At 68.8% G+C, this 24,320-nt stretch carries 22 protein-coding genes, 4 tRNA genes and 2 pseudogenes; 22 read left to right on the top strand and 6 right to left on the bottom strand.

The window, feature by feature from the left end; all coding sequences use genetic code 11:
* Positions 1 to 16: 16 nt before the first annotated feature.
* The 6 genes from ACFYQ5_RS33835 to ACFYQ5_RS33810 all read left to right on the top strand — a co-directional run bounded on the left by ACFYQ5_RS33835 (position 17) and on the right by ACFYQ5_RS33810 (position 5,523).
* Positions 17 to 1,567: a NuoM family protein gene (locus ACFYQ5_RS33835; protein WP_389203194.1), complete on the top strand. Its 1,551-nt coding sequence runs from the start codon at positions 17 to 19 to the stop codon at positions 1,565 to 1,567.
* Complete coding sequence (locus tag ACFYQ5_RS33830; protein ID WP_389203159.1) at positions 1,564 to 3,099, top strand: NADH-quinone oxidoreductase subunit N; 1,536 nt, start codon at positions 1,564 to 1,566, stop codon at positions 3,097 to 3,099. The genes ACFYQ5_RS33835 and ACFYQ5_RS33830 overlap by 4 nt, the downstream gene beginning before the upstream one ends.
* Positions 3,100 to 3,199: 100 nt before the next feature.
* The gene (mscL, locus tag ACFYQ5_RS33825; RefSeq protein WP_389203157.1) at positions 3,200 to 3,664 is read left to right on the top strand and encodes a large conductance mechanosensitive channel protein MscL; all 465 of its coding nucleotides are present in this window, start codon (positions 3,200 to 3,202) and stop codon (positions 3,662 to 3,664) included.
* 255 nt (positions 3,665 to 3,919) lie between these two features.
* Positions 3,920 to 4,783: a zinc metalloprotease HtpX gene (htpX, locus tag ACFYQ5_RS33820; protein WP_389203155.1), complete on the top strand. Its 864-nt coding sequence runs from the start codon at positions 3,920 to 3,922 to the stop codon at positions 4,781 to 4,783.
* Complete coding sequence (locus ACFYQ5_RS33815) at positions 4,780 to 5,172, top strand: YccF domain-containing protein (protein WP_389203154.1); 393 nt, start codon at positions 4,780 to 4,782, stop codon at positions 5,170 to 5,172. The genes htpX and ACFYQ5_RS33815 overlap by 4 nt, the downstream gene beginning before the upstream one ends.
* A gap of 78 nt (positions 5,173 to 5,250) precedes the next feature.
* The gene (locus ACFYQ5_RS33810; RefSeq protein WP_053930260.1) at positions 5,251 to 5,523 is read left to right on the top strand and encodes a GlsB/YeaQ/YmgE family stress response membrane protein; all 273 of its coding nucleotides are present in this window, start codon (positions 5,251 to 5,253) and stop codon (positions 5,521 to 5,523) included.
* A gap of 98 nt (positions 5,524 to 5,621) precedes the next feature.
* Here the strand turns inward: ACFYQ5_RS33810 and ACFYQ5_RS33805 are convergent, their stop codons facing one another.
* Complete coding sequence (locus ACFYQ5_RS33805) at positions 5,622 to 6,110, bottom strand: YajQ family cyclic di-GMP-binding protein (protein WP_329040019.1); 489 nt, start codon at positions 6,108 to 6,110, stop codon at positions 5,622 to 5,624.
* Between the two features lie 164 nt (positions 6,111 to 6,274).
* Between ACFYQ5_RS33805 and ACFYQ5_RS33800 the strand changes: the two genes are divergently transcribed.
* A tRNA-Tyr gene (locus tag ACFYQ5_RS33800) sits at positions 6,275 to 6,356 on the top strand.
* 575 nt (positions 6,357 to 6,931) lie between these two features.
* Here ACFYQ5_RS33800 and ACFYQ5_RS33795 read toward each other — a convergent pair.
* The 3 genes from ACFYQ5_RS33795 to ACFYQ5_RS33785 all read right to left on the bottom strand — a co-directional run bounded on the left by ACFYQ5_RS33795 (position 6,932) and on the right by ACFYQ5_RS33785 (position 10,147).
* Positions 6,932 to 8,128 (bottom strand): MFS transporter, encoded by a 1,197-nt coding sequence (locus tag ACFYQ5_RS33795; protein WP_389203151.1) that lies wholly within the window; start codon positions 8,126 to 8,128, stop codon positions 6,932 to 6,934.
* A gap of 104 nt (positions 8,129 to 8,232) precedes the next feature.
* A complete protein-coding gene (locus ACFYQ5_RS33790; protein WP_389203150.1) occupies positions 8,233 to 8,889 on the bottom strand; it encodes an SDR family oxidoreductase in 657 nt (218 codons plus the stop codon).
* 34 nt (positions 8,890 to 8,923) lie between these two features.
* A complete protein-coding gene (locus ACFYQ5_RS33785; protein WP_389203148.1) occupies positions 8,924 to 10,147 on the bottom strand; it encodes an amidohydrolase family protein in 1,224 nt (407 codons plus the stop codon).
* A gap of 284 nt (positions 10,148 to 10,431) precedes the next feature.
* Between ACFYQ5_RS33785 and ACFYQ5_RS33780 the strand changes: the two genes are divergently transcribed.
* From ACFYQ5_RS33780 to ACFYQ5_RS33750, 7 genes and pseudogenes are all read left to right on the top strand, one after another.
* Positions 10,432 to 10,504: transfer RNA gene (locus ACFYQ5_RS33780), tRNA-Thr, on the top strand.
* 45 nt (positions 10,505 to 10,549) lie between these two features.
* Positions 10,550 to 10,622 (top strand) — tRNA-Met (locus ACFYQ5_RS33775).
* An 88-nt stretch (positions 10,623 to 10,710) separates the two neighbouring features.
* Positions 10,711 to 10,875, top strand: coding sequence for a 50S ribosomal protein L33 (rpmG, locus tag ACFYQ5_RS33770; RefSeq protein WP_003956487.1), 165 nt, complete (start codon positions 10,711 to 10,713; stop codon positions 10,873 to 10,875).
* Positions 10,876 to 10,977: 102 nt separating this feature from the next.
* Positions 10,978 to 11,430 (top strand): MaoC family dehydratase N-terminal domain-containing protein, encoded by a 453-nt coding sequence (locus ACFYQ5_RS33765; RefSeq protein ID WP_389203146.1) that lies wholly within the window; start codon positions 10,978 to 10,980, stop codon positions 11,428 to 11,430.
* Positions 11,430 to 11,858 (top strand): MaoC family dehydratase, encoded by a 429-nt coding sequence (locus ACFYQ5_RS33760; RefSeq protein WP_389203144.1) that lies wholly within the window; start codon positions 11,430 to 11,432, stop codon positions 11,856 to 11,858. Before ACFYQ5_RS33765 ends, ACFYQ5_RS33760 begins: the two co-directional genes overlap by 1 nt.
* Positions 11,859 to 11,961: 103 nt before the next feature.
* A pseudogene (locus ACFYQ5_RS33755) lies at positions 11,962 to 13,035 on the top strand (UDP-N-acetylmuramate dehydrogenase); the annotation flags it as partial.
* A gap of 115 nt (positions 13,036 to 13,150) precedes the next feature.
* Positions 13,151 to 13,324: pseudogene (locus tag ACFYQ5_RS33750) on the top strand (TetR/AcrR family transcriptional regulator); the annotation flags it as partial.
* Here the strand turns inward: ACFYQ5_RS33750 and ACFYQ5_RS33745 are convergent.
* Positions 13,320 to 14,333, bottom strand: a complete 1,014-nt coding sequence (locus ACFYQ5_RS33745; protein WP_389203143.1) for an adenosine deaminase — start codon at positions 14,331 to 14,333, stop codon at positions 13,320 to 13,322. The pseudogene ACFYQ5_RS33750 and the gene ACFYQ5_RS33745 overlap by 5 nt on opposite strands.
* 122 nt (positions 14,334 to 14,455) lie before the next feature.
* Positions 14,456 to 15,682, bottom strand: a complete 1,227-nt coding sequence (locus tag ACFYQ5_RS33740) for a pyridoxal phosphate-dependent aminotransferase (protein ID WP_389203141.1) — start codon at positions 15,680 to 15,682, stop codon at positions 14,456 to 14,458.
* Positions 15,683 to 15,895: 213 nt separating this feature from the next.
* On the opposite strand from ACFYQ5_RS33740, the gene ACFYQ5_RS33735 reads away from it, so the two are divergent.
* The 8 genes from ACFYQ5_RS33735 to rpoB all read left to right on the top strand — a co-directional run bounded on the left by ACFYQ5_RS33735 (position 15,896) and on the right by rpoB (position 24,253).
* Positions 15,896 to 15,968, top strand: a tRNA-Trp gene (locus tag ACFYQ5_RS33735).
* A gap of 106 nt (positions 15,969 to 16,074) precedes the next feature.
* A complete protein-coding gene (gene secE, locus ACFYQ5_RS33730) occupies positions 16,075 to 16,362 on the top strand; it encodes a preprotein translocase subunit SecE (RefSeq protein ID WP_329231815.1) in 288 nt (95 codons plus the stop codon).
* A 74-nt stretch (positions 16,363 to 16,436) separates the two neighbouring features.
* On the top strand, positions 16,437 to 17,306 hold the full coding sequence (nusG, locus tag ACFYQ5_RS33725; RefSeq protein WP_389203139.1) for a transcription termination/antitermination protein NusG: 870 nt from the start codon (positions 16,437 to 16,439) through the stop codon (positions 17,304 to 17,306).
* A 178-nt stretch (positions 17,307 to 17,484) separates the two neighbouring features.
* Positions 17,485 to 17,919 carry a 50S ribosomal protein L11 gene (gene rplK / locus ACFYQ5_RS33720; RefSeq protein ID WP_024494105.1) on the top strand — a complete coding sequence of 145 codons (435 nt, stop codon included), beginning with the start codon at positions 17,485 to 17,487 and terminating at the stop codon, positions 17,917 to 17,919.
* A gap of 82 nt (positions 17,920 to 18,001) precedes the next feature.
* Entirely contained in the window at positions 18,002 to 18,724 is a 723-nt protein-coding gene (rplA, locus tag ACFYQ5_RS33715) for a 50S ribosomal protein L1 (RefSeq protein WP_389203137.1), read from the top strand.
* A gap of 399 nt (positions 18,725 to 19,123) precedes the next feature.
* Positions 19,124 to 19,687 carry a 50S ribosomal protein L10 gene (rplJ, locus tag ACFYQ5_RS33710; RefSeq protein WP_389203135.1) on the top strand — a complete coding sequence of 188 codons (564 nt, stop codon included), beginning with the start codon at positions 19,124 to 19,126 and terminating at the stop codon, positions 19,685 to 19,687.
* A gap of 86 nt (positions 19,688 to 19,773) precedes the next feature.
* Positions 19,774 to 20,157: a 50S ribosomal protein L7/L12 gene (rplL, locus tag ACFYQ5_RS33705; RefSeq protein ID WP_103517760.1), complete on the top strand. Its 384-nt coding sequence runs from the start codon at positions 19,774 to 19,776 to the stop codon at positions 20,155 to 20,157.
* A 610-nt stretch (positions 20,158 to 20,767) separates the two neighbouring features.
* The gene (gene rpoB, locus ACFYQ5_RS33700) at positions 20,768 to 24,253 is read left to right on the top strand and encodes a DNA-directed RNA polymerase subunit beta (protein ID WP_389203133.1); all 3,486 of its coding nucleotides are present in this window, start codon (positions 20,768 to 20,770) and stop codon (positions 24,251 to 24,253) included.
* Positions 24,254 to 24,320: the final 67 nt, after the last annotated feature.

Below are 24,320 nucleotides of genomic sequence, written 5' to 3'. Positions count from 1 at the left end.
TATCAGCGCATCCGTGATGCAGTTCCTTCTGGCGTTCATCGTCGTCGCCCCGCTCCTCGGCGCGGCCGCCGCGCTCCTGCCCGCCCCGCCCGGGCTCAAGGGCAGGAACCCCGACCAGGCAGTGCTCCGCCACGGCGTGACCGTCACCGGAGCCGTACTCCTCGCCGCGCTCGTCCTGGCCGCGGGATTCGACCACGACCACCCGTCGAAGATGCAGGCCACCACGGACATCAGCTGGATCCCCGCACTCGACGTGCGGATCCACCTCGGCACCGACGGCATCTCGCTCCCCCTCCTCGTACTGACCGCGCTGCTGACCTTCCTCTGCGCGCTCCACAGCTACTTCAAGCTCCCCGCAGGCCCCTCCCCGAAGGCCTTCGTCGCTCTGGTCCTCGTCCTCGAGTCCGGCACCCTCGCGACCTTCGCCGTCCTCGACCTGCTGCTGTTCTTCCTGGCCTTCGAGATGGTCCTCATCCCGATGTACTTCCTCATCGCCCGCTGGGGCGGTGACCGGAAGCAGCCCGCCGCCTGGAAGTTCATCCTCTACACGCTGCTCGGCTCCGTGATCATGCTGCTGGGGCTGCTCCTCATCGGACTGAAGAGCGGCACCTTCGACATGGTGGCACTCGCCACTGACAACGGCCGCGGACTCACCACATCCGTGCAGGTCATCGCCGTACTGGCCGTCGGGATCGGCCTGGCGGTGAAGACCCCGATGTGGCCCCTGCACAGCTGGCTGCCCGACGCCCACACCGCCGCCCCGACCGTCGGCTCCGTCCTCCTCGCCGGGGTCCTGCTGAAGATGGGTACGTACGGATTCGTCCGTATCCTGCTCCCCGTCGCCCCTGACGGGATGCAGACCTTCGCGCCGTATCTCGCGGCGTTCGCCGTCGTCGGGATCATCTACGGCTCCCTCGCCTGCCTGGCCCTCGCCCGTCCCGGCGCCAAGGGCGACCTCAAGCGTCTGATCGCCTACTCCTCCGTGGGCCACATGGGCTTCGTGCTGCTCGGCATCGCGACCATGACCCCCACCGGTGTGAACGGCGCGCTCTTCGCCAACATCGCCCACGGCCTCATCACCGGCCTGCTGTTCTTCCTGGTCGGCGCCATCAAGGACCGCTACGGCACAGCCGACCTGGACACCCTCGCCGGCGCCACCGGAGCCGCCCTCTACGGCCGGGCGCCCCGGCTCGGCGGCCTCCTCGCCTTCGCCGCCGTCGCCTCGCTCGGCCTCCCCGGCCTCGCCGGGTTCTGGGGCGAGATGCTGACCCTGTTCGGCGCCTTCGACCCCGCCGAAGGGCTCAGCCGCCCCGCCTTTCTCACCTTCATGTCCATCGGCGCCTTCGGCACCCTGCTCACCGCCGCGTACATGCTGATCGTCGTGCGCCGCGTCTGCATGGGCGAGCACCGTGAGCAGGCACACCCGGTCGCCGACATCCAGCGCTACGAATTCGCCGCCTGGACCCCGCTCGCCGCCCTGACCGTCCTCGCCGGACTCTGGCCCGCCGTCCTCCTCGGCCTCACCGACCCGGCCGTGCAGAAGCTCCTCGCAGGAGGGAAGTCGTGACTGTGGCAGCCGACAGCGCAACCGGGGCGGCGAGCCTCGTCCAGTCCGTCGACTGGCTCGCGATCGCACCGCCCGTCATCGCGGCGTCCGTGGCCCTGCTCGTCCTCGTCGCCGACCTCTTCGTCAGCGAACGGCGTAAGCCGCTCCTCGGCTACGGAGCCGTCGCCGGGCTCGTCGCCGCGCTCGCCCTCCTCGTCCCGCTGCGGGCCGGGGACCGCTCCACCTTCTGCCTCACCGGCGGGACCCAGGCCTGCAGCTACACCGCCGACCACTTCGCGCTCGTCATCCAGGCCCTCGTGCTCGGCGGCGCGCTGCTCACCGCGCTGCTCTCGATCGGCGACACCCGCAAGCTCCCCGCGGGCGAGTTCTGGTTCCTGCTGCTGTCCTCCGCCGCGGGTGCCGCACTGCTGCCCGCAGCCCGGGACCTCGCCACCCTCGTCGTCGCCCTCGAGGTCGCCTCGCTCCCCGCGTTCGCCCTCGTCGGCATCAAGCGCGGCGACCGTCGCTCCTCCGAAGCGGCCCTGAAGTTCTTCCTCTCCTCCGTCGTCGCCACCGCCGTCATGCTCCTGGGCGTCAGCTTCGTCTACGCGACCACCGGCACCATGCACCTCACGGAGATCGCCGCCCGCCTCGACGACGTACCGGACGGGTTCTCCACCCTCGCCGAGACCGGCGTCGTCCTCACCCTCGTCGGCTTCGCCTTCAAGACGGCCGCCGCGCCGTTCCACTTCTGGGTCCCCGACACCTACGTGGGAGCTCCGCTCCCCATCGCCGCCTACCTCTCGGTCGTCGGCAAGGCGGTCGGCTTCTCCGGCCTCATCCTCGTCACGGTGATCGGCTTCCCGGCCTACGCCGATGTCTGGGGGCCCGCCCTGGCCGTCCTCGCCGCACTCACCATGACCATCGGCAACGTCGCCGCACTCCGGCAGACCGCGACCCGCGCCCGGAGCGCCGTACGCCTCCTCGCATGGTCGTCCGTCGGCCAGGCCGGCTACCTCCTCGTCCCGATCGCCGCCGCCGCGTACTCCAGCGACGATCAGATCGGCTCCACCGTCGCCTACGCCCTGATGTACGCCGTGGTGAACCTCGGAGCCTTCGCGGTGGCCGCTCTCGTGGCCCGCAGCCACCCCGGCAACCGGCTCGGCGACTACCGCGGCCTGTACGCCACCCGCCCCCTGGCCGCGCTCGCCATGGGCTTCTTCCTGCTCTGCCTGGCGGGGCTGCCGCCCGGCATCATCGGCCTGTTCGCCAAGGTCACGGTCTTCTCCTCGGCCGTCGACGCCGGCCTCGGCTGGCTGGCCGTCGTGATGGCCGTCAACGTGGTGATCGCGTTGTACTACTACCTCCGGTGGACCGCCGCCCTCTTCAGGGCACCGGAGACGGCCCCGGCCTCCGAGGGCGTGCCCAGCGTGCCCGTGCACCGGGTCCCCGCCCCGCTCACCTGGGCGATCACCCTCACCGCCGTCGCCGGAATCACATTGTCCGGTGCTCCCCAGCTCATCCTCAGGTTCGCCGCGGTCAGCCTCTTCTGACAGCTCCGACCAGCTTGCCCGTGAAGCCGCGGACAGGGCATGGTCATGCGTGCACACGTCACGTAAAAACACGCAAGAAGAGCAAAGAGGAGCCAGAGCGGTGCTGAACGGGTTCAAAGATTTCATTCTGCGCGGAAACGTCATCTCCATGGCCATCGGCCTCGCCGTGGGAGCCGCGTTCACCGCTGTCGTCACCGGCTTCAGCAACGCGTTCATCGTCCCGCTGATCGGCCTCTTCACCCGCGGAACCGGCGACTTCAGCAAGGCCACCTTCACCGTCGACGGTGCGATCTTCCCCTACGGCCTCTTCATCAGCGCCGCCATCGCCTTCATCATCACGGCCGCCGTTCTCTACTTCCTGGTCGTCGTCCCCATGGCCAAGGTCCAGAACCGCTTCTCGGCCAAGGAAGAGGAGCAGAAGGCCGACATCAAGGCCGCCCTCCGCGACTGCCCCCGCTGCTACAGCGAGATCCCTGCCATCGCCTCCCGCTGCGCCCACTGCACCAGCGAGGTCGAGCCCGACGCGGAAGCCCGCGCGCTCGCAGAGCTCCCCGCCCAGCGCTGACCCGCTGCCGCACGCCCGCAGGCTCGCCCACCCGTACGGCCGCAGGCTCGCCCACCCGTACGGCCGCAGGCTCGCCCACCCGTACGGCCCAGGGGCGGATCCACCCCGGATCCGCCCCTGCTGCCTGTGCCCCCGGCCACCTCGCACAAGGGAACTAGCTCCCTTCGCCTCGCGTTGACCAGTACGGGAAGCTCCACTGGGGAGTGGAGCACCACGAGCAAGGGTTCCCCTGCTGCACCACTTGGAGGGCGTACCGTGCACCGCCGGCACAACGGGCTGAAAACCGCTGTACTCCTCGGGGGCCTCTCGGCCCTCATCATCGTCATCGGCAGCTTCTTCGGACGGACCGGCCTGATCGTGGCCCTCCTCGTCGCGCTCGCCACCAACGCCTACGCGTACTGGAACAGCGACAAGCTCGCCCTGCGTGCCATGAGGGCACGCCCGGTCAGCGAATTCGAGGCACCGCAGCTCTACCGCATCGTCCGCGAGCTCTCGACCGCGGCACGCCAGCCCATGCCCCGGCTGTACATCTCCCCGACGCAGGCACCCAACGCCTTCGCCACCGGCCGTAACCCCCGGAACGCCGCCGTGTGCTGCACCGAAGGCATCCTCCAGATCCTCGACGAGCGCGAACTGCGCGGCGTCCTCGGCCATGAGCTGAGCCATGTCTACAACCGCGACATCCTCATCTCGTCCGTCGCGGGTGCCCTCGCCTCGGTCGTCATGTTCCTGGTGAACTTCGCGTGGCTCATCCCCGTGGGCCGGTCCGACGACGACGAGGGCCCCGGGCTCCTCGGGATGCTCCTGGTCATGATCCTCGGCCCGCTCGCCGCCTCCGTGATCCAACTGGCCGTGAGCCGTTCCCGTGAGTACCAGGCGGACGCGTCCGGGGCTCAGCTCACCGGCGACCCGCTCGCCCTGGCGTCCGCCCTGCGCAAGCTCGATGCCGGAACCAAGCAGCTCCCGCTCCCGCCCGAGCCCCGGATCGAGACCGCGAGCCACATGATGATCGCGAACCCGTTCCGGCCCGGCCAGGGCATGTCGAAGATGTTCTCCACCCACCCGCCCATGGCTGAACGCATCGCCCGACTCGAGCAGATGGCAGGGTATCGACCATGAAGACAATTCTGAACGTCATATGGCTTGTCCTGTGCGGGTTCTGGATGTTCCTGGGCTACATAGCCGCAGGAGTCCTGCTCTGCATCACGATCATCGGCATCCCCTTCGGACTGGCGGCGTTCCGTATCGGCGTGTACGCCCTCTGGCCCTTCGGCTACACCGTCGTCGACCGTCACGACGCCGGAGGCGCCTCCCTCATCGGCAACGTCCTCTGGGTGATCCTGGCCGGCTGGTGGCTCGCGCTCGGCCACATCTTCACCGGCATCGCCCTGTGCGTCACGATCATCGGCATTCCGCTGGGCATCGCGAACTTCAAGCTCATCCCGGTCTCGCTGATGCCCTTCGGCAAGGAGATCGTCCGCACGGACCAGCCGTTCGCGACCCGCTGAGGGCGCCCGGCGGGCAACCGCACCCGTCCCCGCAGGCGTCCTGGCTTGCAAGAACAAGTGACGGGTAGGAACGTGAACATGAGCATTATCAGTTGGATCATCCTCGGGCTGCTGGCCGGCGCCATAGCCAAGTTCCTTCTGCCGGGACGCGACCCCGGCGGCATCATCGGCACCACCCTCATCGGCATCGTGGGGGCCTTCCTCGGCGGCTGGCTGTCGTCCCGCTTCCTCGACCGCCCGATCAGTACGGACTTCTACGACACGGCCACCTGGGTCGCGGCCATCGCCGGATCCCTCGTCCTGCTGATCGCCTACCGGCTGCTCTTCGGCAACTCCCGCGACCGCCGCTGACCCCGCCCGCTCAGGCCCCGGACATGGCTACGGGGCGGGCCACGCCGACCGGCATGCCCCGCCCCGCCCACGACCCGCTGCACACGGCAGCGAACCGTCTACCGGTAGTTGGCGAACTGCACCGCGAAGTCGAGGTCCTTGCCCTTGATCAGCGCCTGCACGGCCTGCAGGTCGTCCCGGCTCTTGGAACTGACCCGAAGCTCGTCGCCCTGGACCAGCGCCTTGACGCCCTTCGGGCCCTCATCGCGGATGATCTTCGCCACCTTCTTGGCGTTCTCCTGGGAGATGCCCTCCTCGATCGTGGCGAAGATCTTGTACTCCTTGCCGGAGAGCTGCGGCTCGCCCGCGTCCAGCGACTTCAGCGAGATCCCGCGCTTGATCAGCTTGGACTGGAAGATGTCGAGGATGGCCTTGACCCGCTCCTCGCCGTTCGCCTCCATCAGGATCTTCTCGCCGGACCAGGAGATCGACGCACCCGTGCCCTTGAAGTCGTAGCGCTGGGAGATCTCCTTGGCGGCCTGGTTGAGGGCGTTGTCGACCTCCTGCCGCTCGACCTTCGAGACGATGTCGAAACTGGAGTCGGCCATGACGTGTGGCTCCTTGCGTCGTATGCGTGGGGGTACGGCCCAAAGCCTAGCCACACCCGCGCGCGCCCGGCGCTGATCAATCAGGTGGCGGAGCACCCCTGAGCATCAGGTATCGTTTACGTCGTCGCCAAGGAGCCCCCACAGGGATCCGACGCGTCGTTCCAGGCGGTGTGCCCGAGTGGCCAAAGGGAGCAGACTGTAAATCTGCCGGCTCAGCCTACCCAGGTTCGAACCCTGGCGCCGCCACAGGACGGGAAACCCCGTCCGACCTGATTCAACACCAGGTCGGGCGGGGTTTCTACGTGTGTGCAAGTGGGACTGCGGAGCGCGCCGATCGGCCCCCGGAAGAGGACGGCGATGGTGTGGCCGGCCCGCCGCGCGCACTCCATGGGTCCACTCCGGAGCTGAGCCAGAAGGAGACGCCTGCGTGGCGTTGACCGCCCGCGCTTTCAGCTGTCGCATCTCGTGCGTCACGGTGGGGAGGGCTTGGCACTGACCGGCTTCAGGGACGGTCAGCGATTCACTTCGGCTCGACCGGCGGGCACGTGCCCGTGTCCTCTCCGATGGAGTTGATTTCGGCGTTGGATCGCGGGTCGGCATACGGGCGACGGCATTTCCGGCTCCTGACCAGCCGAGCGTGCGGCCTCTCGGGTTACGCCTTCCCCCAGGTGTGCCCCAAGAGCACCCACCGGCGGAGAAACCGCAGATCATACGACGTACCAAGGGGAGCCCTCTGCACGTTGGGAAACCGAACTCGACTCGGTCGGACGTAGCCGCCGAGCTCTCGACACTCATGCGAGGCAGGGGTGCGACCGGCGTGCTCAGGCCTCCTGGCCGGCAGGCCGCCGTACGAGGTAGGCGCCGGCGCACGTGACCAGGACGGCCATGCTCGCGATGAAGACCAGGCCCGCGTCCTGGAGGCCGATGTGGTCCGAGAGGACGCCCACGCCGATCACCGGCAGTGAGATGCCCGCGTACGCCACCACGAACAGCGTCGAGATGACCGCCGCCCGCCGGTCCGCGGGTGATGCCGCGGCCACGTGGGACAGGGCTGCCCGGAAGGCGATCCCCTGGCCCCCGCCGCCGAGGAGCGCGCTCAGGACGACCAAGGGCAGCAGGTGCCACCACAGTGCGCCCGCGAGCAGGGCCAGCCCGCCGAGGAGGCCGGCGCAGCCCAGTGGCAGTGACCACCGCTCGCCGATCCTGCCCACCACCGACTGCCCGGCGATCGAGGCGAAGAAGGCCAGCGCGACGATCAGCCCGCTCACGGCGTGGTTCTCCACGTCCAGGAACTGGGAGAGGAACGCCGGGCTGACCGACGTGAACACCCCGAACAGTGCGAACCCCACGAAGGAGGCGAGCGCCGCGGGCCTGAACACCGCCCGGACCTCGGGCGGCAGCCCGGGCCGCTGCGGGCGGACGGTGTTCAGGGGCCGCCGCTCGGTCACGGTGTCCTTGAGGCCGAACAGGAGAACCGCCGAAGCGGCCAGCAGCACCAGGTGCACGACGAACGGCAGGCGCAGCGGCCAGGGCGCGTACTGCGCGAGGATTCCGGCGAGCAGCGGCCCGCAGCCCAGGCCACCCATGTTGGCCGCCGTCGCCACGAACGAGGCCCTGGGGGCACCCTTGCCGGGCGCCAGCTCCATGACGTACGCGGTGGCCGCCCCGGTGAACAGTCCTGCTGAGAGGCCCGACAGCAGCCGCCCCGCGTACAGCCAGCCCAGAGCCGTGGCGCACAGGAAGCAGGCGGCGCTCGCCGCCGCGCAGCCCAGGCCCCACAGCAGCACGGGGCGGCGGCCCACCGCGTCGGAGGTGTTGCCCGCCAGCAGGAGCACCCCGATGACACCGAAGGCGTACACGGCGTACACCACGGTCACCGTCAGCTCGGAGAATCCGAGCTCGTCCTGGTAAAGGCTGTACAGGGGGGTCGGCAGAGTGGTTCCCGCCATGCAAACGGCGAACACCGTCCCGCTGAGGTAGCAGGGGAGCCAACCGCGGCGATCAAGGACACCGGCCATGCAGCCGAAGCTATCCCGCGGAGGCTCCCGCGTGCCTGAACGCCTCGCGCTGCGGCTGTGCGTGGCACCTCGTCGTTCCCACGCGCAAAGGCGGCGGTCAGGCCTCAGTTCCCCGCGATGTCCTTCACCGCGACCGCGACCGGCTTGGACCCGCTGATCAGCTCGAGCGTCAGGCCCGCCGTCGCCGGGGTGTCCAGCAGCTCCAGCAGCACAGCTGCCACGTCGTCGCGGGGGATCGGGCCGCGGCCCGTCGAGGCGGCGAGCAGGACCTGGCCGGTGCCGGCGTCGTTCGTGAGCATCCCGGGGCGCAGGATCGTCCAGTCCAGACCGCTCCTCGCGCGTACGTTCGCGTCCGCCTCGCCCTTGGCCCGCTGATAGACGTCGAAGACCTCGTCGCCCCGGTGGTCGGGGTCGGCACCCATGGAGGACACCACGACATAGCGCCGTACTCCCGCCTGTTCAGCCGCGTCCGCGAAGAGCACGGCCGCTCCGCGGTCCACCGTGTCCTTGCGTGCCGAGCCGCTGTTCGGCCCGGCGCCGGCCGCGAAGACCGCCGCGTCCGCCCCTCGCAGAACCTCCGCCGTCGCCTCGACGGACGCCGATTCGAGGTCGAGCACGACGGCTTCCGCCCCTGCCGCTCTCAGGTCCTCGCCCTGCTGCGGGTTGCGGATGACGCCCACCGCTTCGTCACCGCGCGCGGCGAGCAGCCGCTCGAGCCGCAGCGCGATCTGACCATGTCCACCTGCAATGACAATGCGCATGCTTCCGACCGTACGCCGCGGCGCGCGCTCGCGCTCAAGGCCCGCCGCCGGAACCGGAATCGGCACGTCCCTGATGCGGAAGACCGAGGGTGGCCGCGGCTGCCCCGAAGTCGCGGTACTCGCGTACGGCGCTGGTCCGCGCCACCACGCGTCCGCGGTGCACCACGATCCTGCTGTACGCGAGTGAGAGCGCCCCGGCCAGCCCGTCCCCGCGCACGGCGAGCAGCTCGGCGGGGAAGCCGGCCTCGACCCGTACCCCGGGCAGGCCCAGGGCCGCTCTGGCGGCGCCGGCGACGGTGTCGTAGGCGTGTTCAGGGCTGAGGCCGTGCTGGGAGGCCAGCAGGTACGCCGCCTCCAACGGGTCGCCGCGGCCGACGGGGTTGGAGCTGTCGCGCAGGGCGCCGCTGCCCGCTACGACCCGCACCCCGGCGGCGCGCAGCAGCCGTACGGGAGGTGTTCCGCGGAGCCGCGCGCCGGAGCAGCCGCCCTGGGGAACGCAGACCACGGTCACAGCGGCGGCGGCGAGCCGGTCGGCGGTGCGGGCCGCCTCGCCGCCGGGGAGCCGCGAGAGGCCCGCGCAGGGGCCGAGGCAGAGGCCCGGGCGGAGCCCGCCGGCCATGGCGGCCAACCGTGCGAGGTGGGCGGGGTCGTCACCGTCCGTGTGCAGATCGAGGGGACTGTCGTGGGCTGCGGCGAGATCCAGGACCGCTTCGGTCCAGCCGGCCGGATCGGGGTCGAGGCCGGGGCAGCCGCCGATCACGCCCGCGCCCATCTCCAGGGCGTCACGGAGCGCGGCGAGGCCGTCGGCGCCCGCGGCGCCGGTGAGGGGCCCGGGTACGGCGACGGCGGTCAGGTCGGCGAGCCCGCGCAGCGAACGGCGGGCCGCCAGGACGCCTTCCAGTGCGCCGAGGCCGTGTACGCCGCCGACGCGCACATGAGCGCGCACCGCGGTCGCCCCGTGGCTGAGCTGGAGCAGCGTGGCCTCGGTGGCGCGGCGCCGGACGTCCTCGGGCCGGTGGGACGGCGTACCTCCCGCAGTGGCGGTGAGGGTCGTGTCGGCGTGGGCGTGGGGCTCGACGGGGGCGGGCAGCAGGAGATAGCCGCGCAGGTCCAGGCGCGTCCCCCGGGTGGTGAGGCTGCCCGCCGTCCCGACCGCCTCGATACCCGGGCCGCCGATCCGCACGTCGACGGTGCGCCCGTCCGCGAGCCGTGCCCCGCCGAGGAGCACCGAGGGCACGTCGCTGGGGCTTTCGGGCATCCGCCGCTCCTGGAAGAAATGCAAGATCACACAGAGTGCGCCGAGCCTAGGAGCTGTCCGGCCCGCTCCGAGGAGGGGCGGATTAGTCCTACGAATGTGGCCCTGTGAGGCGGGTGCGGAGAGGGGGGCAGCAGGGGCCTGTGAGGTGGTCCGCCGGGGTGGCGTACGAGTTGATCAAAGGCCTGATCAGGGGGGCGGCGGCAGGGGCCGGGAGGGGGGCCGGTGGGGGCGGCGGAAACGGATTTGGGCGATCGGCGAGAGACCGTGTAATGTCTTCCTCGCTCGCCCCAATAGCTCAGTCGGTAGAGCGTCTCCATGGTAAGGAGAAGGTCTGCGGTTCGATTCCGCATTGGGGCTCTGGTGATCGGGTAACCCCGCTTCGGCGGGGAAGCCCGGCATCAAAGCGGTGTAGCTCAGTCGGTAGAGCAAGCGGCTCATAATCGCTGTGTCACCGGTTCAAGTCCGGTCACCGCTACTAACGGTAGCCGATTGTGGGGTCGGTCCTTCGATCGGCTACTCTTTTTTGCGTTCATCCGTCCATCGTCCGTCCAAGGAGCACTCACGTGGCTGCCACCGACGTCCGCCCGAAGATCACGCTGGCCTGCGTGGAGTGCAAGGAGCGGAACTACATCACCAAGAAGAACCGGCGTAACAACCCGGACCGTCTTGAGATGAAGAAGCATTGCCCGCGCTGCAACTCGCACACTGCGCACCGCGAAACGCGCTGAATCAGGCTCGTACACGAGGCCGCCCCCATTGGGGGCGGCCTCGTGTCGTTGTAGGGGTTGTCCCTCGCCCTATTCGACTTTTCATCAGGAGGTACCGGGCTCATGGCGCTCGACCAGTCCTTCGTGGGGCGGACCTATCCGCCCACCCCGGCGTACGAGGTCGGCCGGGAGAAGATCCGGGAGTTCGCGGAGGCTGTGGGTGACACCAACCCCGCGTACGTGGACCCGGAGGCCGCCAAGGCGCTGGGGCATTCGGATGTGATCGCTCCGCCCACCTTCGTCTTCGCGATCACCTTCAAGGCCGCCGGGCAGGTGGTGCAGGACCCGCAGCTGGGTCTGGACTACAGCCGCGTGGTGCACGGTGACCAGAAGTTCGCGTACGCGCGCCCCGTGCGGGCGGGGGACCGGCTGACGGTGACCTCGACCATCGAAGCGGTCAAGTCGATGGCGGGCAACGACATCGTGGACATCCGCGGCGATGTGCGTGACGCGTCCGGTGAGCACGTGGTGACCGCGTGGACCAAGCTGGTGGCGCGGGCCGCCGAGGAGGCGTGATGACGGCGAGCATTGCCTACGGGGCTGTCGAGGTCGGTACGGAACTGCCGGCGCAGTCGTTCCCGGTGACGCGGGCGACGCTGGTGCAGTACGCGGGCGCCTCCGGTGACTTCAACCCGATCCACTGGAACGAGAAGTTCGCGCGCGAGGTCGGTCTGCCGGACGTGATCGCGCACGGCATGTTCACCATGGCCGAGGCGATCCGGGTGGTCACGGACTGGGCCGGTGACCCGGGTGCGGTCGTCGAGTACGGCGTGCGCTTCACCAAGCCGGTCGTCGTGCCGAACGACGGCACCGGGGCGCTGATCGAGGTCAGCGGCAAGGTGGCCGCCAAGCTGGACGACAACCTCGTGCGGGTCGACCTGACGGCGATGAGCGACGGCAAGAAGGTGCTGGGCATGTCCCGCGCCGTCGTCCGCCTCGCCTGAGGCACGCCCGCCCACGGACAGGGCGAAGGGCGCTCTCCCCGGGCCGTTCCCGGGAGGGCGCCCTCCGCCCTGTCCGTGGCCCCGCCCGAGCGGGGCGGCCACGGACCGTACTCTTGTCCCCGTGCAGGAACTCCACGACGCTCCCCTCGCCCCCCTGACCACCTTCCGGCTCGGCGGTCCGGCCGACCGCCTCCTGACGGCCACCACGGACGCCGAGGTGATCGCCGCCGTACGCGAGGCCGACGACAGCGGGACCCCGCTCCTGGTCATCGGCGGCGGCTCCAACCTGGTCATCGGCGACAAGGGCTTCGACGGAACAGCCCTGCGCATCGCGACCAGGGGCTTCGAGCTCTCCGGTACGACGCTCGAATTGGCCGCCGGCGAGGTCTGGACCGACGCCGTGGCCCGTACGGTCGAGGCGGGGCTGGCCGGGATCGAGTGCCTCGCCGGGATCCCCGGGTCCGCCGGAGCGACACCGATCCAGAACGTCGGCGCGTACGGGCAGGAGGTGTCCTCGGTCATCACCGAGGTCGTCGCCTACGACCGGCACACCCGGGAGACCGTCACCCTCCCGAACGAGGCGTGCGCGTTCGCGTACCGCCACAGCCGCTTCAAGGCCGAACCCGACCGCTACGTCGTACTCCGCGTCCGGTTCGCACTGGAGGACGCGGGCGGGCAGTCCGCGCCCCTTCGCTACCCCGAGACGGCCAGGGTCATGGGCGTCGAACAGGGTGATCGTGTTCCCGCCGCCTCCGCCAGCGAAACCGTCCTCCGGCTGCGGGCCGGCAAGGGCATGGTGCTCGACCCCGAGGACCACGACACCTGGTCGGCCGGGTCCTTCTTCACCAACCCGATCCTCGACGAGGCCGAGCACGCGGCCTTCCTCGTCCGCGCCGGGCAGCGCCTGGGCGGGGACGTCACGCCCCCCGCCTTCCCTGCCGGCGACGGCAGGGTCAAGACCTCGGCCGCGTGGCTCATCGACAAGGCGGGCTTCACCAAGGGATACGGCACGGGTCCCGCGCGTATCTCCACCAAGCACACGCTCGCCCTCACCAACCGGGGCGGCGCGACCACCGAGGACCTGCTGGCCCTGGCCCGTGAGGTCGTCGCGGGGGTCCACGAGGCCTTCGGGGTCACGCTCGTCAACGAACCGGTGACGGTCGGCGTCAGCCTGTAGCTCCGGTGCTCCCCGGGCCGGTTCCGGGGCGCCCTCAGCAGGCGATGCCCACGCCCTGCTTCACCGCGGCCGGTTCGTCGATCAGCGCCAGCATCGCGTGGGCCACATCGGCCCGCGCGCCGAACAGCAGGCAGGCCGCGTCGGGCCCGGGGCCGACACCTACGCGGCGGCCTCGCTGCTGCTGGGCGCCTGCGCCCGGCGTGCCTTCGCCTACGAGATGGGCGCGGCCCCGCAGTCACTGGACGACTTCGCCGCGTCCCTCGCGCGCACCCTGCTGGGCGGCATCAGCTGGCGAGCCACGCGTCGATCCCGCCCAGCAGCTTCTCCCGCACCTCGACGGGCGCCACCGACCCCCGCACGGACTGCCGGGCCAGCTCGGCCAGTTCCTCGTCGGTGAAGTCGTGATGGCGGCGTACGAGGTCGTACTGCGCGGCCAGCCGGGAACCGAACAGCAGCGGGTCGTCCGCGCCGAGCGCCATCGGCACCCCCGCGTCGAACAGCGTGCGCAGGGGGACGTCGGCGGGCTTCTCGTAGACGCCGAGCGCGACGTTGGAGGCCGGGCAGACCTCGCAGGTCACCCCGCGCTCCGCGAGCTTGCGCAGCAGCCTCGGGTCCTCGGCCGCCCGTACGCCGTGCCCGATCCGGGCCGCGTCGAGGTCGTCCAGGCAGTCCCGGACGCTGGAGGGGCCGGCGAGCTCGCCGCCGTGCGGGGCCGCGAGCAGACCGCCCTCGCGGGCGATGGCGAAGGCACGGTCGAAGTCGCGGGCCATCCCACGGCGTTCGTCGTTGGAGAGCCCGAAGCCGATGACACCCTGGTCCGCGTACCGCACGGCGAGCCGGGCCAGCGTCCGGGCGTCCAGCGGATGCTTCATCCGGTTCGCCGCGATCACCACCCGTATCCCCAGCCCGGTCTCGCGGGCCGCACGGTCCACCGCGTCCAGGATGATCTCGATCGCCGGGATGAGCCCGCCGAGCAGCGGGGCGTACGAGGTCGGGTCGACCTGGATCTCCAGCCACCCGGAGCCGTCCGCGACGTCCTCCATGGCGGTCTCGCGCACGAGCCGCTGGATGTCCTCCGGCGAGCGGAGACAGGAGCGGGCGATGTCGTAGAGGCGCTGGAAACGGAACCAGCCGCGCTCGTCGGTGGCCCGTAGCTTGGGCGGCTCACCGCCCGTCAGGGCATCGGGCAGGCGCACCCCGTACTTGTCCGCCAGTTCGAGCAGGGTCGTGGGCCGCATCGACCCGGTGAAGTGCAGGTGCAGGTGGGCCTTGGGCAATAGCCGTACGTCACGCTCCATCCATGGATCTTGCCGCATCCGGGGGGTGTCGCGTCACCCGGTTCCCGTCCTGGATTACCTCTCGAACAAAAAAAGTGGCTCCCGGCCGGAGCCAGGAGCCACCTTCCGGAACGTGTGTCCGGTCAGTCGCGGGCCTCGCCCAGCAGCTTCTGGAGCCGCGAGACACCCTCGACCAGGTCGTCGTCGCCCAGCGCGTAGGACAGCCGCAGGTAACCCGGCGTACCGAAGGCCTCGCCCGGCACCACGGCGACCTCGGCCTCGTCCAGGATGAGGGCCGCGAGCTCGGCGGAGTCCGCGGGGCGCTTGCCGCGGATCTCCTTGCCGAGCAGTCCCTTCACCGACGGGTACGCGTAGAACGCGCCTTCGGGCTCGGGGCAGAGCACGCCGTGGATCTCGTTGAGCATGCGCACGATCGTCCTGCGGCGGCGGTCGAAGGCCGTCCGCATCTCGGCGACCGCGTCCAGCGAGCCGGAGACCGCTGCCAGCGCGGCGGCCTGCGCGACGTTGCTGACGTTGGAGGTGGCGTGCGACTGCAGGTTGGTCGCGGCCTTCACGATGTCCTTCGGGCCGATGATCCAGCCCACTCGCCAGCCCGTCATGGCATAGGTCTTGGCGACGCCGTTGACCACGATGCACTTGTCACGCAGCTCGGGCACGACGGCGGGGAGCGAGGCGGAGGCCGCGTCACCGTAGACCAGGTGCTCGTAGATCTCGTCGGTCATCACCCACAGGCCGTGCTCGACGGCCCAGCGGCCGACGGCCTCGGTCTCGGCCTCGCTGTAGACCGCGCCCGTCGGGTTGGACGGGGACACGAAGAGGACGACCTTCGTGCGCTCGGTGCGTGCCGCCTCGAGCTGCTCGACCGAGACGCGGTAGCCGGTGGTCTCGTCGGCCACGACCTCGACCGGGACGCCGCCGGCGAGACGGATCGACTCGGGGTAGGTCGTCCAGTACGGGGCGGGGACGATGACCTCGTCGCCCGGGTCGAGGATCGCGGCGAAGGCCTCGTAGATGGCCTGCTTGCCGCCGTTGGTCACCAGGACCTGGGAGGCGTCGATCTCGTAGCCGGAGTCGCGCAGCGTCTTCGCCACGATGGCGGCCTTGAGCTCGGGGAGCCCGCCCGCCGGGGTGTAGCGGTGGTACTTCGGGTTGCGGCACGCCTCGATCGCGGCGTCCACGATGTAACCGGGGGTCGGGAAGTCGGGCTCACCGGCGCCGAAGCCGATCACCGGACGCCCCGCGGCCTTGAGGGCCTTGGCCTTGGCGTCGACGGCGAGGGTGGCGGACTCGGAGATCGCACCGACGCGGGCCGAAACCCGGCGCTCGGTCGGAGAAGTTGCAGCGCTCATGCCCCCATGCTCGCAGACCGGAAATGCCCTCGGCACAGGGGTTTCAGGGACCGGACAGGGCTTGGACAGCATCCGGACAGGACCGGTCGGTAGTTGTCTGTTCGACGCGGCGCCGCCGAACACGTACACTCACCTGTCGTTGGCCTTCATCAGCCGCACCGTTTTCCCATCCGGCTCACCGGGGAAGATGCGGTAGGTTGGTGGAAACCACAAAGGGTCGTAGCTCAATTGGTAGAGCACTGGTCTCCAAAACCAGCGGTTGGGGGTTCAAGTCCCTCCGGCCCTGCTACACACTCCTTCGCCAGGATGTGTGCGCATGTACGTACTTCAATGCACCGCCGTGCGGCTCCACCGGGCGCGGCACGGCCACGACCCGGAATCAGGTGAGTAGCGTGACGGACGCCGTGGGCTCCATCGACATGCCTGATGCCGAGGACGAAGCCCCCGAGTCGAAGAAGAAGACCCGGAAGGGCGGCAAGCGCGGCAAGAAGGGCCCTCTGGGCCGTCTCGCGCTGTTCTACCGCCAGATCGTCGCCGAGCTCCGCAAGGTCGTATGGCCCACGCGCAGTCAGCTGTCGACGTACACGGCCGTGGTGATCGCGTTCGTGGTCGTCATGATCGGTCTCGTCACCGTGATTGACTTCGGATTTGCGCGGGTCATCAAGTACGTCTTCGGCTGATCCCCGCGGAGGGCGCCTCATCGGCGCCCCTTTCGCATGTTCCACCCATTTGTATCCAGGAAGAAGCAGCCATCGTGTCTGACCCGAACCTGAACGACGACGCCGAGCCCACGGCGAGCGCCGTCGAGTCCGCCGAGGACGAGCTCGACATCGTCGAGGCGTCGGATGCCGTGGCCCCGGACCAGGTCGACGCTGCTGACGCCGCCGCGGGCGAGCCCGCCGAGCAGGACGCCGTGCGTGTCGAGTCCGACGAGGCCGCCGAGGACGAGGAGGACGACGAGGCAGCGGACGAGTCCGACGCCGAGGAGGCCGAGCCGGCCGCCCCCGTCGACGCCGTCGCGGCCCTGCGTGAAGAGCTCCGCACCCTCCCCGGTGAGTGGTACGTCATCCACACGTACGCCGGCTACGAGAAGCGTGTGAAGGCGAACCTGGAGCAGCGCGCCGTCTCGCTCAACGTCGAGGAGTTCGTCTACCAGGCGGAGGTCCCCGAGGAAGAGATCGTCCAGATCAAGAACGGTGAGCGGAAGAACGTCCGTCAGAACAAGCTCCCGGGTTACGTCCTGGTGCGCATGGACCTGACGAACGAGTCCTGGGGTGTTGTCCGCAACACGCCGGGCGTCACCGGCTTCGTGGGCAACGCCTACGACCCGTACCCGCTGACCCTGGACGAGATCGTCAAGATGCTCGCCCCCGAGGCCGAGGAGAAGGCGGCCCGCGAGGCGGCCGAGGCCGAGGGCAAGCCGGCTCCGGCCCGCAAGGTCGAGGTCCAGGTCCTGGACTTCGAGGTGGGCGACTCGGTCACCGTCACCGACGGCCCGTTCGCGACCCTGCAGGCGACGATCAACGAGATCAACGCCGACTCGAAGAAGGTCAAGGGCCTCGTCGAGATCTTCGGTCGCGAGACCCCGGTCGAGCTCAGCTTCGACCAGATCCAGAAGAACTGACGGGCTTCCCGCCAGTCTCCGGACACATGCCTACCGAGCAGGTCAGACCGGCTTCGCAGCCGGTCTGACCTGCTCGGTTTTTGGTCGCGCAGCTATACCCGTTATCGTTGTGCGGTATGCCTCCATCCGGATGACCGGAATGGCGGCGAAACACTCTCACTAGGACCCGGAGAGAGCAATGCCTCCCAAGAAGAAGAAGGTCACGGGGCTTATCAAGCTCCAGATCAACGCCGGTGCGGCCAACCCGGCGCCGCCGGTCGGTCCCGCACTGGGCCAGCACGGCGTCAACATCATGGAGTTCTGCAAGGCCTACAACGCCGCGACCGAGTCGCAGCGTGGCATGGTCGTGCCGGTGGAGATCACGGTCTACGACGACCGCTCCTTCACCTTCATCACGAAGACTCCGCCGGCCGCCAAGCTGATCCTCAAGGCCGCGGGTGTGGACAAGGGCTCCGGCGAGCCGCACAAGACCAAGGTCGCCAAGCTCACGGCCGCCCAGGTCCGCGAGATCGCCACGACCAAGCTCCCCGACCTGAACGCCAACGACCTCGACGCCGCGTCGAAGATCATCGCTGGCACCGCCCGTTCCATGGGCATCACGGTCGAAGGCTGAGTCAGCCCCGTAGCCCCACAGTGGTAGGACCAAGCGCTGGTCCGCACCACGACTCCACACTCTGAAAACCACAGGAGTAGATGTGAAGCGCAGCAAGAACCTCCGCGCTGCGGACGCGAAGATCGACCGGGAGCGTCAGTACGCCCCGCTCGAGGCCGTCCGTGTCGCCAAGGACACCGCCTCCACGAAGTTCGACAGCACCGTCGAGGTCGCGTTTGCCCTGGGTGTTGACCCGCGCAAGGCCGACCAGATGGTCCGTGGCACCGTGAACCTCCCGCACGGCACCGGCAAGACCGCCCGGGTCCTGGTCTTCGCGACCGGTGACCGTGCTGCGGCCGCGGAAGCCGCGGGCGCCGACATCGTCGGCGCCGACGAGCTCATCGACGAGGTGGCGAAGGGCCGTCTGGACTTCGACGCCGTCGTCGCCACGCCGGACCTCATGGGCAAGGTCGGCCGCCTGGGCCGCGTGCTCGGTCCGCGTGGTCTGATGCCGAACCCGAAGACCGGCACCGTCACCCCCGATGTCGTGAAGGCCGTCAACGACATCAAGGGCGGAAAGATCGAGTTCCGCGTCGACAAGCACTCGAACCTCCACTTCATCATCGGAAAGACCTCTTTCGATGACACGAAGCTGGTCGAGAACTACGGCGCGGCCCTGGAGGAGATCCTCCGTCTGAAGCCGTCCGCCGCGAAGGGTCGCTTCATCAAGAAGGCGACCATGAGCACGACGATGGGCCCCGGCATCCCGCTGGACTCCAACCGCGTGCGCAACCTCCTCGTCGAGGAGGACCCGGCCTCCGTCTGAGCCTCCGTGCTCATCCGGTAGCCGCGTCACGGCATGGGACGGGCCCCGCAGCCTCCTCGGAGGATGTGGGGCCCGTCCTCGTTCCTGTACGAGCGGCTTCCCGAGCCGCCCGAGAGGCGCTTAAACCTCTCGCACCGGTCGAAGTCGGGACGGATTTGCTCCGAACGGCTCCGGTCGCGTACTCTCACGAAGAAGCCAAAGACCGCTGGTCGTTGCCGCGTCCTCGCAAGAGGACATGGTGACCGAAGGATCCGTCAAGAACGGGCGACCTGCGCAGGTGACTGTGGAAAGCTCCCGGATTCGTTCGGTCGAGCTACGCCCTGGCGCCTGCGCCGGGGCGTTTTGTTTTTCCCGGCCCCTTCTGAGCGGTCCTCATCACCCGGAAGGAGGCCGACGCTCATGGCAAGGCCCGACAAGGCTGCCGCGGTAGCCGAGCTGACGGACCAGTTCCGCAGCTCGAACGCCGCCGTGCTGACCGAGTACCGGGGTCTCACCGTGGCACAGCTCAAGGAGCTGCGCCGTTCGCTCGGTGAGAACGCCCAGTACGCCGTGGTGAAGAACACGCTGACCAAGATTGCGGCCAACGAGGCCGGGATCGACACGCTGGACGACCTGTTCTCGGGTCCGACGGCGGTTGCCTTCGTCACCGGTGACCCGGTGGTGTCGGCGAAGGGTCTTCGTGACTTCGCCAAGGACAACCCCAACCTCATCATCAAGGGCGGTGTCCTTGACGGTAAGGCGCTGTCCGCCGATGAGATCAAGAAGCTCGCGGACCTCGAGTCCCGCGAGGTTCTGCTCGCCAAGCTGGCCGGCGCCATGAAGGGCAAGCAGACTCAGGCTGCGCAGCTCTTCCAGGCTCTGCCGTCGAAGTTCGTCCGCACCGCGGAAGCGCTTCGCGCCAAGAGGGCCGAGCAGGGCGGTGCCGGTACGCCGGCTCCCGCCGACGCCGAGGTGGCGGAGTAACACTCCGCTTCACCGGCTCGAAGCGGGCCCGTACGCCCGCCTACATATACATCCGGCACCTGCCGAATTAGTGGAAGGACGCCATCATGGCGAAGCTCAGCCAGGAAGACCTGCTCGCCCAGTTCGAGGAGCTCACCCTCATCGAGCTCTCCGAGTTCGTTAAGGCGTTCGAGGAGAAGTTCGACGTCACCGCCGCCGCGGCCGTCGCCGTCGCCGGTCCCGCCGCCGGTGGCCCCGCCGCCGAGGCCGAGGCCGAGCAGGACGAGTTCGACGTCATCCTCACGGGTGCCGGCGAGAAGAAGATCCAGGTCATCAAGGTCGTGCGTGAGCTGACCTCGCTGGGTCTCAAGGAGGCCAAGGACCTCGTGGACGGCGCCCCGAAGCCCGTCCTCGAGAAGGTCGCCAAGGAGGCCGCCGAGAAGGCTGCCGAGTCCCTCAAGGGCGCCGGCGCCTCCGTCGAGGTCAAGTGACCCTGCGAGTCATCTGACTCCTCAGGACCGTCCCTGCCGCGAGGCCGGGATGTCACATCGCAAAGGGCGATCACCCATCCGGGTGGTCGCCCTTTGGCGTGCCCCGGGAGGCTGCCTTGATCTTCCCGCCCCGACGAGTAGGGTGATCTTCGCCGTTCCTTTCTCCAGGCGCACGGAGGGCCGTCAACAGGCGTCCTCCGGGCGCAGGTGAAGATCGACGGTCGTCCGCCGGGGCCTCGGGGCCTTGACGAACCGCACGCGGCGCGCAATTCTCAGGACGCGTCGTCATCTCGATCCGCATCCGAGGCATGGATCGAGAGCGAAGAGGGCAGTAAAGAAGAGCGCACACTCGCGCGAGGGCTATTCATAGGTGTTGAGAACAGCTGTTGAGAGCAACGTGGGTCTCTGAGAACCCCGACTGGACATCAGTGTGGCGTTTGGCTACACTGACCCTTTGCGCTGCCTGTTAGCTGCCTCCTGCCCGTCACCAGGGGCATGCCCACGCCTAGCACCGATGCCGGATATTCCCTGACCTTGGGTTTTCTGTCTCTGTGTGCGGCTTGGGGCCGGTACGCGCGTAGTGAGTCCGAGCCCTCGGAAGGACCCCCTCTTGGCCGCCTCGCGCAACGCCTCGACCTCGAATACGAACAACGGTGCCAGCACCGCCCCGCTGCGCATCTCTTTTGCAAAGATCAAGGAGCCCCTCGAGGTTCCGAACCTCCTCGCGCTGCAGACCGAGAGCTTTGACTGGCTCCTGGGCAACGCCGCGTGGAAGGCTCGCGTCGAGGCTGCTCTGGACAGCGGACAAGACGTCCCCACCAAGTCCGGCCTGGAAGAAATCTTCGAGGAGATTTCGCCGATCGAGGACTTCTCCGGGTCGATGTCGCTCACCTTCCGCGACCACCGCTTCGAGCCCCCGAAGAACTCGATCGACGAGTGCAAGGAGCGCGACTTCACGTTCGCCGCGCCGCTCTTCGTCACGGCCGAGTTCACCAACAACGAGACCGGCGAGATCAAGTCCCAGACGGTCTTCATGGGCGATTTCCCGCTCATGACCAACAAGGGCACCTTCGTCATCAACGGCACCGAGCGTGTCGTCGTGTCGCAGCTCGTGCGCTCGCCGGGTGTCTACTTCGACTCCTCCATCGACAAGACGTCCGACAAGGACATCTTCTCCGCCAAGATCATCCCGTCCCGGGGTGCCTGGCTGGAGATGGAGATCGACAAGCGCGACATGGTCGGTGTCCGCATCGACCGCAAGCGCAAGCAGTCCGTCACCGTCCTCCTGAAGGCTCTCGGCTGGACCACCGAGCAGATCCTCGAGGAGTTCGGCGAGTACGAGTCGATGCGCGCCACCCTGGAGAAGGACCACACCCAGGGCCAGGACGACGCGCTGCTCGACATCTACCGCAAGCTGCGTCCGGGCGAGCCGCCGACGCGCGAGGCCGCTCAGACGCTGCTCGAGAACCTCTACTTCAACCCGAAGCGCTACGACCTCGCGAAGGTCGGCCGCTACAAGGTGAACAAGAAGCTCGGCGCCGACGAGCCGCTCGACGCCGGTGTCCTCACCAGCGACGACATCATCGCCACCATCAAGTACCTGGTGAAGCTGCACGCCGGTGAGACCGAGACGGTCGGTGAGTCCGGTCGCTCGATCATGGTCGAGACCGACGACATCGACCACTTCGGCAACCGCCGTATCCGTAACGTCGGTGAGCTGATCCAGAACCAGGTCCGTACGGGTCTCGCCCGTATGGAGCGCGTCGTGCGTGAGCGCATGACCACCCAGGACGTCGAGGCGATCACGCCGCAGACCCTGATCAACATCAGGCCGGTCGTCGCCTCCATCAAGGAGTTCTTCGGCACCAGCCAGCTGTCCCAGTTCATGGACCAGAACAACCCGCTGTCGGGCCTGACGCACAAGCGTCGTCTCAACGCCCTCGGCCCGGGTGGTCTGTCCCGTGAGCGGGCCGGCTTCGAGGTCCGTGACGTTCACCCGTCGCACTACGGCCGCATGTGCCCGATCGAGACGCCTGAAGGCCCGAACATCGGTCTGATCGGCTCGCTGGCCTCCTACGGGCGCATCAACCCGTTCGGCTTCATCGAGACGCCGTACCGCAAGGTCGTCGAGGGCGTCGTCACCGACGACGTCGACTACCTGACGGCCGACGAAGAGGACCGCTTCGTGATCGCCCAGGCGAACGCGACGCTCTCCGAGGACATGCGCTTCACCGAGGCCCGTGTCCTGGTCCGCCGTCGTGGCGGAGAGATCGACTACATCCCCGGCGACGACGTCGACTACATGGACGTCTCGCCGCGCCAGATGGTGTCGGTCGCCACCGCGATGATCCCGTTCCTCGAGCACGACGACGCCAACCGTGCCCTCATGGGCGCGAACATGATGCGTCAGGCCGTCCCGCTCATCAAGAGCGAGGCGCCGCTGGTCGGCACGGGCATGGAGTACCGCTGTGCCACCGACGCCGGCGACGTGCTCAAGGCCGAGAAGTCGGGTGTGGTCCAGGAGGTCTCCGCGGACTACATCACCGTGACGAACGACGACGGCACGTACACCACGTACCGCATCGCCAAGTTCTCGCGCTCGAACCAGGGCACCTCGGTGAACCAGAAGGTCGTCGTCTCCGAGGGCGACCGGGTCATCGAGAGCCAGGTCCTCGCCGACGGGCCCGCCACCGAGAACGGTGAGATGGCGCTCGGCAAGAACCTGCTCGTGGCGTTCATGCCGTGGGAGGGTCACAACTACGAGGACGCGATCATCCTGTCGCAGCGCCTCGTGCAGGACGACGTCCTCTCCTCGATCCACATCGAGGAGCACGAGGTCGACGCCCGTGACACCAAGCTCGGCCCGGAGGAGATCACCCGGGACATCCCGAACGTCTCCGAAGAGGTCCTCGCCGACCTCGACGAGCGCGGCATCATCCGTATCGGTGCCGAGGTCGTCGCCGGTGACATCCTCGTCGGCAAGGTCACGCCCAAGGGTGAGACCGAGCTGACCCCGGAGGAGCGTCTGCTCCGTGCGATCTTCGGTGAGAAGGCGCGCGAGGTGCGCGACACCTCGCTGAAGGTCCCGCACGGCGAGATCGGCAAGGTCATCGGCGTCCGCGTCTTCGACCGCGAAGAGGGCGACGAGCTGCCGCCGGGCGTGAACCAGCTGGTCCGCGTCTACGTCGCGCAGAAGCGCAAGATCACCGATGGTGACAAGCTCGCCGGTCGTCACGGCAACAAGGGCGTCATCTCCAAGATCCTGCCGATCGAGGACATGCCGTTCCTGGAGGACGGCACCCCGGTCGACATCATCCTCAACCCGCTGGGTGTCCCGTCCCGAATGAACCCGGGACAGGTCCTGGAGATCCACCTCGGCTGGCTCGCCAGCCGCGGCTGGGACGTCTCCGGCCTCGGTGACGAGTGGGCCCAGCGCCTGCAGGCCATCGGCGCCGACCAGGTCGCGCCCGGCACCAACGTCGCCACGCCCGTCTTCGACGGTGCGCGCGAGGACGAGATCACCGGCCTCTTCCAGGCCACGATCCCGAACCGCGACGGCGACCGGCTGGTCCAGCCCTCGGGCAAGGCCAACCTGTTCGACGGCCGCTCCGGCGAGCCGTTCCCGGACCCGGTCTCGATCGGGTACATGTACATCCTCAAGCTGCACCACCTGGTCGACGACAAGCTCCACGCTCGTTCGACCGGCCCGTACTCCATGATCACGCAGCAGCCGCTGGGTGGTAAGGCACAGTTCGGTGGTCAGCGATTCGGTGAGATGGAGGTGTGGGCCCTTGAGGCTTACGGCGCCGCATACGCCCTCCAGGAACTCCTGACGATCAAGTCCGACGATGTCACCGGCCGCGTGAAGGTCTACGAGGCGATCGTCAAGGGCGAGAACATCCCCGAGCCCGGCATTCCCGAGTCCTTCAAGGTGCTCATCAAGGAAATGCAGTCGCTCTGCCTCAACGTGGAGGTGCTGTCCTCGGACGGCATGTCCATCGAGATGCGCGACACGGACGAGGACGTCTTCCGCGCGGCGGAGGAGCTCGGTATCGACCTGTCCCGGCGCGAGCCGAGCAGCGTCGAAGAGGTCTGACGGGTTGCCCGGCCGGATCCTCGTGATCCGGCCGGCTCTCCCCGGACCCGTTCAGACCATTGCTGAA

This window comes from Streptomyces sp. NPDC005794 (genome assembly GCF_042871445.1).
Taxonomy (GTDB): Bacteria; Actinomycetota; Actinomycetes; order Streptomycetales; family Streptomycetaceae; genus Streptomyces.
Note: the sequence above shows the minus strand (reverse complement) of the source record. Positions and strands in the feature narration are given on the sequence as shown.

What these genes read in the sequence shown, in the direction of transcription:
- ACFYQ5_RS33835 (WP_389203194.1), top strand. Translation starts at nt 17, where the DNA reads ATGCAGTTCCTTCTGGCGTTCATCGTCGTCGCCCCGCTCCTCGGCGCG.
- ACFYQ5_RS33815 (WP_389203154.1), top strand. Translation starts at nt 4,780, where the DNA reads ATGAAGACAATTCTGAACGTCATATGGCTTGTCCTGTGCGGGTTCTGG.
- ACFYQ5_RS33810 (WP_053930260.1), top strand. Translation starts at nt 5,251, where the DNA reads ATGAGCATTATCAGTTGGATCATCCTCGGGCTGCTGGCCGGCGCCATA.
- ACFYQ5_RS33805 (WP_329040019.1), bottom strand. Translation starts at nt 6,110, where the DNA reads ATGGCCGACTCCAGTTTCGACATCGTCTCGAAGGTCGAGCGGCAGGAG.
- ACFYQ5_RS33795 (WP_389203151.1), bottom strand. Translation starts at nt 8,128, where the DNA reads ATGGCCGGTGTCCTTGATCGCCGCGGTTGGCTCCCCTGCTACCTCAGC.
- ACFYQ5_RS33790 (WP_389203150.1), bottom strand. Translation starts at nt 8,889, where the DNA reads ATGCGCATTGTCATTGCAGGTGGACATGGTCAGATCGCGCTGCGGCTC.
- ACFYQ5_RS33785 (WP_389203148.1), bottom strand. Translation starts at nt 10,147, where the DNA reads ATGCCCGAAAGCCCCAGCGACGTGCCCTCGGTGCTCCTCGGCGGGGCA.
- ACFYQ5_RS33765 (WP_389203146.1), top strand. Translation starts at nt 10,978, where the DNA reads ATGGCGCTCGACCAGTCCTTCGTGGGGCGGACCTATCCGCCCACCCCG.
- ACFYQ5_RS33760 (WP_389203144.1), top strand. Translation starts at nt 11,430, where the DNA reads ATGACGGCGAGCATTGCCTACGGGGCTGTCGAGGTCGGTACGGAACTG.
- ACFYQ5_RS33745 (WP_389203143.1), bottom strand. Translation starts at nt 14,333, where the DNA reads ATGGAGCGTGACGTACGGCTATTGCCCAAGGCCCACCTGCACCTGCAC.
- ACFYQ5_RS33740 (WP_389203141.1), bottom strand. Translation starts at nt 15,682, where the DNA reads ATGAGCGCTGCAACTTCTCCGACCGAGCGCCGGGTTTCGGCCCGCGTC.
- rplK (WP_024494105.1), top strand. Translation starts at nt 17,485, where the DNA reads ATGCCTCCCAAGAAGAAGAAGGTCACGGGGCTTATCAAGCTCCAGATC.
- rplJ (WP_389203135.1), top strand. Translation starts at nt 19,124, where the DNA reads ATGGCAAGGCCCGACAAGGCTGCCGCGGTAGCCGAGCTGACGGACCAG.
- rplL (WP_103517760.1), top strand. Translation starts at nt 19,774, where the DNA reads ATGGCGAAGCTCAGCCAGGAAGACCTGCTCGCCCAGTTCGAGGAGCTC.